This window comes from Acinetobacter terrae, from assembly GCF_002135195.1.
GTDB classification, from domain to species: domain Bacteria; phylum Pseudomonadota; class Gammaproteobacteria; order Pseudomonadales; family Moraxellaceae; genus Acinetobacter; species Acinetobacter terrae.
This window is the reverse complement of record NZ_NEGF01000004.1, coordinates 229,094-241,795: the sequence shown is the minus strand read 5'-3', so window position 1 is coordinate 241,795 and position 12,702 is coordinate 229,094. Positions and strand designations below refer to the sequence as shown.

The 12,702-nt window shown below is 42.0% G+C and carries 13 protein-coding genes; 3 read left to right on the top strand and 10 right to left on the bottom strand.

The window, feature by feature from the left end; translation table 11 throughout:
- Nucleotides 1–26: 26 nt before the first annotated feature.
- The 5 genes from dapC to B9T23_RS06805 all read right to left on the bottom strand — a co-directional run bounded on the left by dapC (nucleotide 27) and on the right by B9T23_RS06805 (nucleotide 6,396).
- On the bottom strand, nucleotides 27–1,196 hold the full coding sequence (dapC, locus tag B9T23_RS06825) for a succinyldiaminopimelate transaminase (protein WP_086193540.1): 1,170 nt from the start codon (nucleotides 1,194–1,196) through the stop codon (nucleotides 27–29).
- A 24-nt stretch (nucleotides 1,197–1,220) separates the two neighbouring features.
- On the bottom strand, nucleotides 1,221–3,887 hold the full coding sequence (glnD, locus tag B9T23_RS06820; protein ID WP_086193539.1) for a [protein-PII] uridylyltransferase: 2,667 nt from the start codon (nucleotides 3,885–3,887) through the stop codon (nucleotides 1,221–1,223).
- A 30-nt stretch (nucleotides 3,888–3,917) separates the two neighbouring features.
- Nucleotides 3,918–5,132 carry a formate-dependent phosphoribosylglycinamide formyltransferase gene (gene purT, locus B9T23_RS06815; protein ID WP_171263064.1) on the bottom strand — a complete coding sequence of 405 codons (1,215 nt, stop codon included), beginning with the start codon at nucleotides 5,130–5,132 and terminating at the stop codon, nucleotides 3,918–3,920.
- Nucleotides 5,133–5,303: 171 nt separating this feature from the next.
- A complete protein-coding gene (gene ygaH / locus B9T23_RS06810) occupies nucleotides 5,304–5,651 on the bottom strand; it encodes an L-valine transporter subunit YgaH (RefSeq protein WP_086193537.1) in 348 nt (115 codons plus the stop codon).
- Nucleotides 5,641–6,396: an AzlC family ABC transporter permease gene (locus tag B9T23_RS06805; RefSeq protein ID WP_086193536.1), complete on the bottom strand. Its 756-nt coding sequence runs from the start codon at nucleotides 6,394–6,396 to the stop codon at nucleotides 5,641–5,643. Before B9T23_RS06805 ends, ygaH begins: the two co-directional genes overlap by 11 nt.
- Nucleotides 6,397–6,497: 101 nt before the next feature.
- On the opposite strand from B9T23_RS06805, the gene B9T23_RS06800 reads away from it, so the two are divergent.
- Nucleotides 6,498–6,980 (top strand): hypothetical protein, encoded by a 483-nt coding sequence (locus B9T23_RS06800; protein ID WP_086193535.1) that lies wholly within the window; start codon nucleotides 6,498–6,500, stop codon nucleotides 6,978–6,980.
- 262 nt (nucleotides 6,981–7,242) lie between these two features.
- On the top strand, nucleotides 7,243–7,401 hold the full coding sequence (locus B9T23_RS16770; protein WP_171263058.1) for a hypothetical protein: 159 nt from the start codon (nucleotides 7,243–7,245) through the stop codon (nucleotides 7,399–7,401).
- A 138-nt stretch (nucleotides 7,402–7,539) separates the two neighbouring features.
- Here B9T23_RS16770 and B9T23_RS06790 read toward each other — a convergent pair whose 3' ends face one another.
- Nucleotides 7,540–8,202 (bottom strand): Crp/Fnr family transcriptional regulator, encoded by a 663-nt coding sequence (locus tag B9T23_RS06790; RefSeq protein WP_086193578.1) that lies wholly within the window; start codon nucleotides 8,200–8,202, stop codon nucleotides 7,540–7,542.
- A 135-nt stretch (nucleotides 8,203–8,337) separates the two neighbouring features.
- On the opposite strand from B9T23_RS06790, the gene B9T23_RS06785 reads away from it, so the two are divergent.
- Complete coding sequence (locus B9T23_RS06785) at nucleotides 8,338–8,877, top strand: Mpo1 family 2-hydroxy fatty acid dioxygenase (protein WP_086193533.1); 540 nt, start codon at nucleotides 8,338–8,340, stop codon at nucleotides 8,875–8,877.
- A 62-nt stretch (nucleotides 8,878–8,939) separates the two neighbouring features.
- On the opposite strand, the gene ychF is transcribed toward B9T23_RS06785, so the two are convergent.
- From ychF to B9T23_RS06765, 4 genes are all read right to left on the bottom strand, one after another.
- Nucleotides 8,940–10,031 (bottom strand): redox-regulated ATPase YchF, encoded by a 1,092-nt coding sequence (gene ychF, locus B9T23_RS06780; protein ID WP_067724183.1) that lies wholly within the window; start codon nucleotides 10,029–10,031, stop codon nucleotides 8,940–8,942.
- 112 nt (nucleotides 10,032–10,143) lie between these two features.
- The gene (locus B9T23_RS06775) at nucleotides 10,144–10,803 is read right to left on the bottom strand and encodes a methionine ABC transporter permease (RefSeq protein WP_086193532.1); all 660 of its coding nucleotides are present in this window, start codon (nucleotides 10,801–10,803) and stop codon (nucleotides 10,144–10,146) included.
- A complete protein-coding gene (locus B9T23_RS06770; RefSeq protein WP_086193531.1) occupies nucleotides 10,784–11,854 on the bottom strand; it encodes a methionine ABC transporter ATP-binding protein in 1,071 nt (356 codons plus the stop codon). The genes B9T23_RS06775 and B9T23_RS06770 overlap by 20 nt, the downstream gene beginning before the upstream one ends.
- Before the next feature lie 11 nt (nucleotides 11,855–11,865).
- On the bottom strand, nucleotides 11,866–12,702 hold the full coding sequence (locus tag B9T23_RS06765; RefSeq protein ID WP_086193530.1) for a MetQ/NlpA family ABC transporter substrate-binding protein: 837 nt from the start codon (nucleotides 12,700–12,702) through the stop codon (nucleotides 11,866–11,868).

The window sequence follows — 12,702 nt, the reverse complement described above, 5'->3', positions numbered from 1 at the left end:
TATGAATAGGGTTGGTGCTTAAAGCATTAGAGAATAGTTTTCAGGCGCTGAATTGCTTCTTCACACTGCGCAATATCTGCAACCAAGGCTAGACGTACGTGGTTTTCACCCGGATTGCCTTGTTCGGTATCACGAGACAGGTAACGTCCAGGAAGCACTTTAATATGCGCTTTTTCCATCAGCATTTTGGCAAAAGTTTCATCATTGTCTACTTTTAACCAGTAATAAAAACCTGCATCCGGTTTTTTCAGTGGCAATAAGTGACCGAGCTCTTTTTGGAATAGTTCAAATTTGGCACGATAAAGTTTACGGTTTTCTTCAACATGTGCTTCATCGTCCCAAGCGGCAATAGACGCCAGCTGATGTTGAACCGGCATCGCTGCACCATGGTAGGTACGGTATTGAAGATAAGGTTTGAGTAATGCGGCATCACCAGCGACAAAACCTGAACGCATCCCCGGTAAGTTTGAGCGTTTAGAAAGTGAGTGGAACACGACACAGTTTTTGTAGTCGTCACGTCCAATTTCAGCACACACTTCAAGTAAGCCCACGGGTGCTTTATCAAACCAGAGTTCTGAATAACATTCATCTGATGCAATGACAAAGTCATATTTGTCTGAAAGTTCAATCAATTTCTTGAATTGTTCCTTAGACAATACAGCACCGGTTGGATTGCCCGGTGTGCAAACAAAGAGTAATGCTGTTTTTTCCCAGACTTCCGCAGGAACGGCATCAAAATCACCGAGGTAATTGTTTTCTTCGGTACAGTTAATGAAGTACGGTTTTGCACCGGCAAGCAAAGTCGCACCTTCATAAATTTGATAAAAAGGATTTGGCATCACCACATAAGGTGCATCTTCACGGTTCACCAAAGCTTGTACAAAAGAGAAGATCGCTTCACGTGTTCCAGATACAGGGAGCACGTTGCTTTCAGCACTAATACTGTTCAGCTTGAAACGACGCGTCAGCCAGTTGGCAATGCTTTGGCGAAGTTCTGGCAAGCCTTTACTGTTCGGGTAAGTCGATAAATGCTTAAAGTTGTCAATAATTGCTTGTTTTACAAACTCTGGCGCAGGATGCTTCGGTTCACCAATCGATAATGGAATCAGTGGTAAATCGGCAGGTTTAATATCCTGAAAAAGTTTATTTAACTTTTCAAAAGGATAGGGGTGCAATAATGACAAACTTGAGTTCATAAAATCGATACCGCTTAAATTAAGTTAATGTTGGCCAGAGACTTGACTCGAGGCTTCATCAAGTGCTGATTTTAATTGAGCAGCAAAAGTTTCAGCTTCTGAATCGGACATTGGAATGCCATCTTTTTTAGTGACAAAGAAAATATCTTCTGCGCGTTCACCAAGCGTTGCAATTCTAGCAGAGTGAATATCTAAACCTTGCATCATAAATAAACCGCCTACTTTAGCCAGTAAACCCGGATGGTCAAGTGTTGCTATTTCCACCATATTTTGCTGTAACGCAGCATTCAGGGTAATGTCAACGGTATTTTCAATATCAAAATGGCGTAATTGGCGTGGAATACGACGTTGCATTAAACCTGGATATTTATCTGAGTGGCTCAGTGCTTCCACCAATGCCTCAATCACAGTTTTTTCACGTTCCGGGTCGGTCAGCAAGGTTCCAAAACGGTCTAGAACCACGTAAGTATCCAGACTAAATGCAGTAGATGCAGTAATAATTCGCGCATCCTGAACGTCTAGGTTCATACGGTCAAATACAGCCACTGTGGTGGCAAATAAATTTGGTTGATCTTGAGTATAAATAAAGATCTGCACTGCATCTTGGGCAAATTGACGATGGGCACGCATGAGCACTAGAGGCTCAGTGTTATTGCCATGTTGCAAGATGGCACGGGTATGCCATGCAATTTCATCTGCCGATTCTTTAATGAAATATTCATCACCCAGTTCCTGCCAAATGGTTTCTACATCGTACAGGGAGAAATCATTGACCAACAGTTCACTGGCTGCAAATTTGGTGTCTTCAATCAGCATTTGATAATCAACAGGACGTCCAAGACCAGTACGAATCACATCACGTGCATGGGTATAAAGCTGACGCATTAGCGATGAGCGCCATGTATTCCAAAGTTTAGGATTGGTCGCGTTAATATCTGCCACGGTCAATGTGTACAGATAATCCAAATGTTCCATATCACCGAGTTTTTCAGCGAACGCTTGAACCACGTCTGGATCGGAAATATCTTTCTTCTGAGCTGTCATCGACATCAGTAAATGACTTTGAATCAGCCATGCGACCAGATTACATTCACGCTCGGTAAAGCCATGTTTGCGACAGAATTTGATTGCATCTTCTGCACCCAGTTCACTGTGATCACCGCCACGACCTTTGGCAATGTCATGGAATAAAGCAGCTAAATAGACAATATCGCGACGTGCCAGACGCTGGAAGACTGAACTCACCACAGGGAAGTCTTTGGCAAATTCGGGTTCTTTAAAGCGATTTAAATTACGCAGCAATAATAGGGTGTGTGCATCTACAGTATAAATATGGAACAGGTCATATTGCATCAGTCCCATAATCTGACCAAATGCAGGAATATAATTACCTAGAACGCTATAGCGCTTCATCGCCACCAAAGTGTCATACAGACGATGCGGTGAACGAATAATGGCCATAAACAAGGCTTGATGTTCGGGATTATCCCGATAATTTTGATCAATGCGTTTTGCCGCAAGGATCAGAAGACGCAAGGTGCGTGCGCGAATCCCTTCAATTTCCGGACGATTAGCCAATAAGTAGAAGATTTCTAGAATGGCGCTTGGACGTTCCGAGAAAATTTTGTGATGTTGTACCGCCAGTTTGCCATCCACCAGTTTGAAGTTTTCGTTAATTTCTTCAATTTTACGTTCATAGTTGGGCAGACGTGGCGTAATGACCGATTCATTAAAGTAAGCCAGCAGCATTTCATTTAATGTTGAGACTTGCTGCGCGCTACGATAATAACGCTTCATGAATTGTTCGATGGGATAGTTTTGTGAGTGATGTTCTTCACGGGTGTAGCCAAAAAGGGCTGCAATATCACGTTGATAATCGAACAATAAACGGTTTTCATCGCGTTTGGTTAAGCGATGTAAATGATGGCGAATTTCCCACAAGAAACTTTCCGCTTCTTCTAAAACACCGAGTTCAAAATCTGAAATAAAACCTAAATGCACCAAGTCATAAATGCGATTAACCCGGAAATGACGTTTTGCAATCCAGCCAATTTGATTGATGTCGCGAATACCGCCCGGGGCATTTTTAATATCTGGTTCTAAATTACTTTCAGTATTGTTGTGTTGGGCATGGCGTCGTGCTTGCTCATCCATTTTGGCATCAAAAAAGGTTTTATCTGTCCAAGTTTGGGACACGATACGACGTGGCCATTTGGCTAAATGCTGATTGCCAATAATGAGGCGTGATTCAATCAAAGCCGTGGCAACAGTTAAATCATTGGTGGCCTGTTCCACACAGTCAGAAATGGTGCGAACACTAATGCCAGGCTTGAAATTACCCACGTCCCAAAGTGATGAAATAAAGGTGGAAATCAATTTTTCCTGATCTGCGGTGATTTCATCTTCCGATAAAATCATGATGTCGACGTCTGAATAGGGCAACATTTCCCGACGACCATAACCGCCAACAGCAAATAAACCTAAATCAGTCTGCTCGAGTTCAGCATGTTTCCAGAGAAACTGTAATGCTTCATCAATTAAATTGGATCGAGCCGAAATGACTTCACGAATCGACTGTCCATTTTCAAAACCTTCCTGAAGCTGCTTTTCAACATCTGTGCGCCATTGATTGATCGCTTGAATGTCATGGTTACTTTTAACGTAATTCAACAGCGGAGAGGTATTGATCATGAACAGGGGTCCGTAAATAAGGTTACACGTTTAGTTTTGCTGAACACTGACTTGAGTCGCTGTGCGTAGTGCGAGTTCACGTGCCTGATCGGTTGTTTCAGCACGTGCCGTTGCAACACCCATGCGACGACGTTTAAAACCTTCGGGTTTACCAAAAAGGCGTAAATCTGTATCCGGATTAGACAAAGCAAGATTTAAGCCAGAAAAAGACAAATTGCGATCATCAACGCCTGCATAAATAACCGCACTTGCTGCAACACTATGGCGTGTTGTATTGACAGGCAGGCCTAAAATGGCACGTGCATGCAGTTCAAATTCACTCTGGAATTGCGATGCAAGTGTCACAAGCCCCGTGTCATGCGGGCGTGGTGATACTTCACTAAACCATACTTTATCGCCTTTGACAAACAGTTCGACCCCGAAAATACCGCAGCCGCCTAAAGCAGCCGTTACTTTATGCGCAATCCGTTTAGACTCTTCCAATGCAGCAGGAGTCATGGCTTGAGGCTGCCAGCTTTCTACATAATCGCCAGCATCTTGACGATGTCCGATCGGGTCGCAGTATTGGGTTTTAATTTCACCCGTTTCAGCATTTTTAGCGCGCACTGTGAGTAAGGTAATTTCAAAATCGAAATCAATTTGTGATTCCACAATCACTTTACCTTGATTCACACGACCACCAGTTTGGGCATATTCCCAAGCGGCATCGACTTCATCAAAGCTTTTAAGGCGAGATTGACCTTTGCCTGAAGAAGACATCACCGGTTTGACAAAGTTTGGATAGCCAATATCATCGCAAGCTGCACGGAAAGATTCTAAAGAGTCGGCAAAACGATAAGCAGAAGTTGGTAAGCCAAGTTCTTCAGCTGCCAAACGGCGAATACCTTCACGGTTCATGGTCAGGTTGACTGCTTTTGCTGAAGGAATAACGGTGGCAATATTTTGTTCTTCGATTTCGACTAAAACTTCAGTCGCAATGGCTTCAATTTCAGGAATAATTAGATTGGGCTTAACTTGTTGTATAAGTTGTTTGAGTTCTTCGGCATCTGCCATGTTTAAAGTATAAGAATAATGTGCAACTTGCATGGCAGGTGCGTGATCATAACGGTCTGCTGCATGGACTTCCACACCAAGACGTTGTAGCGAAATCACCACTTCTTTACCCAACTCTCCTGAACCTAATAGCAAAACTTTAAAGGCAGAAGCTTGAAGGGGAGTACCAATAGTCACGCTCATGTAAATCATCCATGCTTGATTTTATGGGCTTTTAGCATAGCAGAACTGATTGAGGTGTTAAGCCTGGATTCACATAAAATAATGATATTGTCTAACAATTTTATTTATAAAGTGCTTTCTATCTTTAATTTTAATCCCCTCTAAATCTCCCCCTTTAAAAAGGGGAGACTTTTAAAAAACTTAGAAGGAAAAAGGCAGGTAGGTATAAATCAAACCATAAGTCACGGCTGCGGTTAAAGTCGCAGGAACAATTTTCTTAAACTTAAAATACAGCCCGGCTAAGGTTAAAAAACCAATCAGCATGGCAAAACTTTTATTGGGTGTTTCCATCAACGGTGGAAGGGTTGCAACGACCAGCATGGAACTAATCGCGGCAATACCAATACTGCCTAAAGCGATTTTGATCCAAACCGAACCACGCTTTTGCGAGTTTTGCTGATGCTTTTGAATCACATAAAAAGGACCAAAACGCGATGCAAAATTGGCAATCCCCACGATGATACCCACCAGAATAATTTCAAGATTCATGAGGTTCTCCAAATTCATCATCGTGTTGTTTTAAAACATAGTGCTTAAATAAGCCTGCCAAAATACCGGATAAAATTCCAATGAAAATCGCAGCCGATAAATTAATGAAATAGCAGGCGATCGCTGAAACAATTAAACAAACAGCGACAATAAAACTGTGTTTCTTTTCAAATGCCGCTAGCAGGAAGCTCAAGAACAGAGCAGGAAGGAGGAAATCCAGTGCGGCTTGTAGGAATTGCGGTAAGTGACTGACCTGATCTGCAAATAAGCCACCCAAGAACGAACCTAAAGCCCAAGACATCCAGCTAAATAGACTCACGCCCAACATCCACGATTCTGACCACTCCTGACGACGTTGCGATAGCTTAATCATCCCGGAAGCAAACACTTCATCAGTTAGGCCCCAAGCCCAGAATGCTGTTTTTTTTAGGTTTAATTTATCTTGAATCAGGTTTTGCAGCGCTGGGCCATAGAGGAGATGACGAATGTCTAACGCAATCACGGTGAGCGCTGTCATCCAGATTGATGTACCGCTACCGAGTAACGCCACCACTAAAAATTGACTGGCGCCGGCATACATGGAGCAGGATAAAAACAGGGCTTCCCAAGGGGTAAAGCCAAATTGTGTTGCAGAAACACCGAAGGCAAAAGAAACAGGAAGATAAGTAAAAATAATGGCTTGACTATCTTTAGCGCCTTGCCAAAAGCCAGCAGCTTGTACTGGAGGGAGTTTGTGCTCAGACACGACACACCTAAGGAGAGTTAGACAATGAGGGTAAAATGGTGATTGAGTATTCTACCCGAATTCACTAGCATAATGCCGAAATGTTTGTATAGGTAGCCGATATGTTTGCGTCCAAATCACATGCAATAGTGATGATTTCTGTACTGTGCAGTATTTTTGCATTGCAGGCTTGTGGTAACTCATCTGAAAAACCCGAGCAGAAAGTTGAAATTAAGGCTGCACCAAAGCTCACTAATGATGCGACCACGTATGCCAATGAAGCCTGGAAATTTATGAATCAAGTGGATGGTTTGGTGTATGCAAAACAACTGGATGTGCTTGAAGAACAGGTACGTAAACCTGCCCGCAAGTTAAGTACCGATTGGCGCATTAATGTCAAAATGACCGATTCTGTGACTGAAGGTAAATATGCCTTATGTCGTAAAGCGTTGACCAGTCTGGAAATATGGGCGCGTGAAAGCATAGATCAATCGAGTTCGGTTGCACAAAAGCAAGCAGATTATGAACGAGATAAAGCACAGTGCATGGATGCAATCGATAATCCTGAACTGGGAAATACTGACCCGAAAAAGAAAGGGGCTTGAGTAAGATAAAGCGAGGCAAATGCCTCGTTTTTTTTCGTCTTAATTTTTGGAATTTTATTTTACTTATAGTTAAAAAGAATTAATAAGATAATAAAGCGATAACTTGATAAATATATACGATTATCGTTTTGTGATAATTTGTGTATAATAAACCACATTAATATTGTTTTTATTTTGATAAAAATCTAAATAACTTCCATGTAGTGAATAAATAGGGGTAAAAAAGATGTTTAATAAAGTGTTTTTTTCAATAAGTGTGGTGATGGCTCTAACTGTTTGTCAAAGTGTTCCAGCTACGCTTCTTTCACATGCTGCAGATCAAGTTCAAGTCATTGATGCCTCTTCTTCAAATATCCAGCAAGAAGTTGCTTCATGTACGAATGGTTTTGATGATGTGAATGTGTGTGAATTACTTTCATAAGCTATAAATACAAATGATTAGACAAGTACATTAACTTTTTATGCTTATTGTCATGCTTAGCTGTAGATGAGTTGGATACTGCAACGGTATTACATCTCAATCATTCAGATCTTGTTAATATCTAATATATTCTGTTATTCAAAGACTTGGAAATGCATGGGCGATTCGATGCAATTCTGCCAGATCTAAAATTTCGATTTTCCGAAAAGAAAGCCGCAAAATATTCTGCTTCTCTAAGGCTTGTAATTCTTGGTTGACGGTTTGTCTGGAGCAGGTCAGCATTTGTGCCAATTGTTCTTGCGATAAATGAATGGTATTTGTTTCAATCATCAAATGATTGCCATAGCCATTTAAGATGAACATTAAGCGTTGTGCTAAACGCTGGGTCATGCTTTGAGTCTGAATTGAAATCAGTTCCAAAAAAGCAAAACGTAACTTTTGGCTGGTTAATTGCGCAATGTGATACCAAAAAACAGGATGTGCTGCGAGCAGCTTTTGAATGGCTGTACTTGGAATATGCAAGATCAGACTTTTTTGAATGGCGATGGCATCGTGCGAGCGAGGTTGGGCATCGACCAGTGAGATTTCGCCAAACCACATAATCGGCTCAACAATCGCCGCTACTGATTCTTTCCCCGCAATATCAATATAGCCTAAGCGAATAGCACCCTCTAAAACGGCATAGATCCCATTGAATGGGTCACCTGAATGAAAGATGGCTTGTTCCTTAGTAAAATGCTGTTGCACCGCATGGCTCACAATGAATTCCTTGAACAGTGAAGGCAATTGTGAAAACCACATGTTATTTTCTAAATGAGCAATATAAATGGGCGCGAGCACTTCAATTCCTTTTTGATGTGAGTTGTCATTTAGCCGACAACTTTGTCTTTGGTTTTTTTATATAGTGGAAGAATAAGTGTAACAAGGAAGAATAACATGACCAAATTAGAACAGCTGTTAAGTCAGTATGCAGCCTATCACCTAGATCACAAAAACATTTTGACCCATTTTGTGGGTATTCCTTTAATTGTCTTTGCGATTCTTTGTTTAACCGCAAGAGCCGGATTGATGCTGTCAGGAATGGAGCTGACCTTAGCCTTAGTGATTATTGTAGTCACCAGTATTTACTATTTTAGCCTCGATCGAATTTTTGCTTTGATTATGTTGATTGTTCTAATGGCTGCCTATCCCTTGGCTTTGAAAATTGCTCATTTGGAACTTGCTGCTTGGTTAAGCCTAAGTATTGGCATCTTCGTGGTCGGGTGGGTATTTCAGTTTGTAGGGCATTTTTTTGAGAAGAAAAAACCGGCATTTATGGATGATATTATTGGCTTAGCCATCGGTCCATTATTTGTTTTGGCGGAAATGGTGTTCATGCTCGGTTTTCGTAAAGACTTGGAAGGGCGGATTTTAGAACATGCCCGTGTATTACGCGCTGAAATGGATAGCAAACACATCTCTGCGACCTCACATTAATTAAATGATTGTATAGCTATAAAAAAGCCCCGAATGTGTCGGGGCTTTTTTAGTTTTAACGATTAAACATTAAAACGGAAGTGTAAAACATCACCGTCTTGAACGATGTAAGTTTTACCTTCTAAACGCCATTTACCGGCTTCTTTCGCCCCAGCTTCGCCGTTGTATTGTACGAAGTCATCATAAGCAATACATTCAGCGCGGATGAAGCCTTTTTCAAAGTCAGTGTGAATCACGCCAGCAGCTTGAGGTGCAGTTGCGCCCACTTTAACCGTCCATGCACGAACTTCTTGTACACCTGCAGTGAAGTAAGTTTGTAAGCCTAGAAGTGAATAACCTGCACGGATTACCACGTTAAGACCTGGTTCTTCCATGCCCATTGCTTCAAGGAATTCAGCGCGGTCTTCATCTTCAAGCAAAGAAATTTCTGCTTCAATCTGGTTGCACAGTGGAACCACAATCGCATTTTCTTCAGCCGCTAATTTTTTAACTGCATCTAAATGTGGATTGTTTTCAAAACCATCTTCAGCTACGTTGGCAATGTACATGGTTGGTTTTAAAGTCATTAAACCAAAACCACGAACCAATTTACGCTCATCATCATCAAGGTCAGCTGCACGCGCCGGTTTACCTTCATCAAGCAATGGCTGGATTTTTTCTAAAATAGCTTTGGTTGCAATCGCTTCTTTATCGCCACTTTTTGCAGATTTTGATAAACGAGTGATTGCTTTCGCAACAGCTTCAAGGTCAGCAAGTGCAAGTTCAGTATTGATGGTTGCGATGTCATCCAGCGGATCAATTTTACCATTCACGTGAATAACGTTTTCATCTTCAAAACAACGAACAACGTGTGCAATCGCATCGGTTTCACGGATGTTGGCAAGGAACTGGTTACCCAAGCCTTCACCTTTAGATGCACCCGCAACTAAACCGGCAATATCAACGAATTCCATTGCAGTTGGAACAACACGTTGTGGTTTAACGATTTCCGCAAGTTTGTCCATGCGTAGGTCAGGCACAGGTACGATGCCTGTATTTGGTTCAATGGTACAGAACGGGAAGTTTTCTGCAGCAATCGCAGCTTTAGTCAATGCATTGAAAAGTGTAGATTTACCAACGTTCGGCAAGCCGACAATACCGCAATTAAAACCCATGAAATGACTCACAAAGTATACTTTAAAAATTGTGGCTGATTTTACATGAAAGCCACCACAAAGTCAGGTCATGGCTTCCATGTTTATTGAAAACAACTGAAATGTATATCCTTTAAATTTTACGTTTGTCCAGTTGGTTGGCAAGGGTGTCACCCGTCGCTTGAATGAACATGACTAAAACAATCAGCACCACAATAACAGCAAGCATAATTTGCATATCAAAACGCTGATAACCATAACGGTAGGCAATATCTCCCAAACCGCCTGCACCAATGGCACCAGCAATCGCGGAGGAGTTAATCATGGTAACTAAAGTAACGGTAAATCCAGCCACAATACCGGGTAAGGCTTCGGGTAGAAGCACATGCCAAACAATTTGCTTGCGGTTACAGCCCATGGCTTGAGCGGCTTCAATTAAACCTTGATCGACCTCGCGCAAACTGACTTCGGCAATTCGTGCAAAGAAAGGTGTCGCGGCAAGGGTAAGGGGAACTACCGCTGCCCATACGCCATAACTGGTGCCAACAATGAGTCGAGTCAGTGGAATCAGTGCGACCATTAAAATCAGGAAGGGGATTGATCGAGTAATATTGACGATCCAACCCAATGACTGGTTAATGTTTTTCGATGGATAAATGCCGTGTTCCGAGGTATTGACCAAAATTACGGCCATCGGCAGACCAATCAGCAAGGCAAAAAATGCGGAAACACCGACCATCAATAAGGTATCGATGGTACCAGTAATCAACAGATCAATGAGTTGGTCGTGCATAGCCCAATACCTCTACATGTGCAATTTGGTTTTTTAATTGTTGCGTGAGTTGCTGGAGATCAATATCTAGATCAGCTACACCCACAATTAAAGTGCCCACCAAATGATTTTGGATGGTATCAATATGACTTTGATACAAATGGACCGAATGTCCAAAGCGATTTAGAATCTGCGCAAGGTCAGGTGAATGCTTGGCTTCACTGGCATATTTCAGTTTTAAAATAGTATGTGAAACTGTGTTGTCCTTTTCAGGATAAAGGGCAAATGGCAAATCCAGTTGTTCAAGATTGAGTAACTCTTGGGTAATGGCTTTTTCTGGATTGGAAAATACCGACCAGACTTGCCCCGACTCCACGATTTCACCTTTTTCAATCACCACCACTTGATCGCAGATTTCACGGATCACCTGCATTTCATGGGTAATCAGTACAATGGTAATACCCAGTTTCTGATTGATTTCTTTGAGCAGGGAAAGCACCACCGAGGTACTTTCAGGATCGAGTGCAGAAGTGGCTTCATCGCAGAGTAAAATTTCAGGATGACTGACCAAAGCGCGGGCAATCCCGACACGCTGTTTTTGCCCACCAGAAAGCTGTGACGGATAATGTTGCGCCTTATCGCTCAGCCCAACCAATTCCAGTACTTCATTGACGCGTTGTTCAATGTCCGCCTTATTAAAGTTTGAAATTTTTAAAGGCAGGGCGACATTTTCCCAAACAGTTTTTGCCGACATTAAATTAAAATGCTGGAAAATCATGCCAATTTTTTGGCGCAATTGAATTAAATCCTGATGATTTAATGTCGCTATTTCTTGTTCATGGATATGAATACTGCCTTCATTGGCCTGTTCTAATCCATTGAGGGTGCGAAGCAGGGACGATTTGCCTGCGCCACTTTTACCAATAATGCCCAGAATCTTGCCTTGTGGAATATCCAGATTAATATTCTTTAAGGCATGCACCTGTTTGTCCTGTACATCATAAAATTTATTCAAGTGCCGGATTTGAATATGCGGCACTGAAAAATCGATTTGTGAACCAAAACTCACCATGGTTATTCTCCTTATTTCCAGCCTTCGAACCACATGCCTTGCCCAAAATCTTTATTCAAAATTTCACGAACTTTGGCAGAGTTTTGGAATGCTTGGACAAAGGTGGCAAGTTTTTGGTCTTGATCCGGGTAGTCTTTACGCGTCACAAATAAAATGGCGTATTTTTTATTCACTGGATCAATAATTAGTGCTGAATTTGGGTCAGCGACTTTTGCCATTTTTAAGTAATGTGGAAAGCCCATAATCAGATCCGCTTCGTTATAGGCATGCGCTGTTTGTGGACCTTCAACTTCAATTAACTTGAGTTGTTTTGGGTTACTTGTGATGTCTTGCAGTGTGGTCAATTCATTGTTGACATCTTTTACAGAGAGCAAACCTGCACGAGCCAATAGCGTCAAGCCACGCGATAAGTTCACAGGATCATTCGGCACCACCACTTTGGCTTGATTTGGAATTTGATCAAGCGACTGATATTTTTTGGAATATAAGCCGACATGACTGCCAGAACCTTTGCCAAAAGCATGCAGGTTATAACCCGTTTCACGCACGGCATTGGCTAAGAACACACTCTGCTGAAAAAAGTTGGCATCAATATCACCGTTTTGAACCGCAACATTGGGTGCTTGCCAGTCTGAAAACTCGATCAGCTCGACATTAATGCCTTGGGCTTTAACCTCGTCAGCCACACTTTTTAAAAGTTCGGCATAGGGTGGGCTAATGCCAATTTTCAGTGTGTCACTGTGTGTGTTGCTGTTGATCCAGCGATAGCCTGTCAGTCCGGCCACCAGCGCAATCACCACTGCTGTGATGACCCAAAGTTTGGTATTGTTTTTAACTGTATTTGACAT

Coding starts and splice junctions, on each gene's coding strand:
- dapC (WP_086193540.1), bottom strand. CDS start 1,196: ATGAACTCAAGTTTGTCATTATTGCACCCCTATCCTTTTGAAAAGTTA.
- glnD (WP_086193539.1), bottom strand. CDS start 3,887: ATGATCAATACCTCTCCGCTGTTGAATTACGTTAAAAGTAACCATGAC.
- purT (WP_171263064.1), bottom strand. CDS start 5,132: ATGATTTACATGAGCGTGACTATTGGTACTCCCCTTCAAGCTTCTGCC.
- ygaH (WP_086193537.1), bottom strand. CDS start 5,651: ATGAATCTTGAAATTATTCTGGTGGGTATCATCGTGGGGATTGCCAAT.
- B9T23_RS06800 (WP_086193535.1), top strand. CDS start 6,498: ATGTTTGCGTCCAAATCACATGCAATAGTGATGATTTCTGTACTGTGC.
- B9T23_RS16770 (WP_171263058.1), top strand. CDS start 7,243: ATGGCTCTAACTGTTTGTCAAAGTGTTCCAGCTACGCTTCTTTCACAT.
- B9T23_RS06790 (WP_086193578.1), bottom strand. CDS start 8,202: ATGTGGTTTTCACAATTGCCTTCACTGTTCAAGGAATTCATTGTGAGC.
- B9T23_RS06785 (WP_086193533.1), top strand. CDS start 8,338: ATGACCAAATTAGAACAGCTGTTAAGTCAGTATGCAGCCTATCACCTA.
- ychF (WP_067724183.1), bottom strand. CDS start 10,031: ATGGGTTTTAATTGCGGTATTGTCGGCTTGCCGAACGTTGGTAAATCT.
- B9T23_RS06775 (WP_086193532.1), bottom strand. CDS start 10,803: ATGCACGACCAACTCATTGATCTGTTGATTACTGGTACCATCGATACC.
- B9T23_RS06770 (WP_086193531.1), bottom strand. CDS start 11,854: ATGGTGAGTTTTGGTTCACAAATCGATTTTTCAGTGCCGCATATTCAA.
- B9T23_RS06765 (WP_086193530.1), bottom strand. CDS start 12,702: ATGTCAAATACAGTTAAAAACAATACCAAACTTTGGGTCATCACAGCA.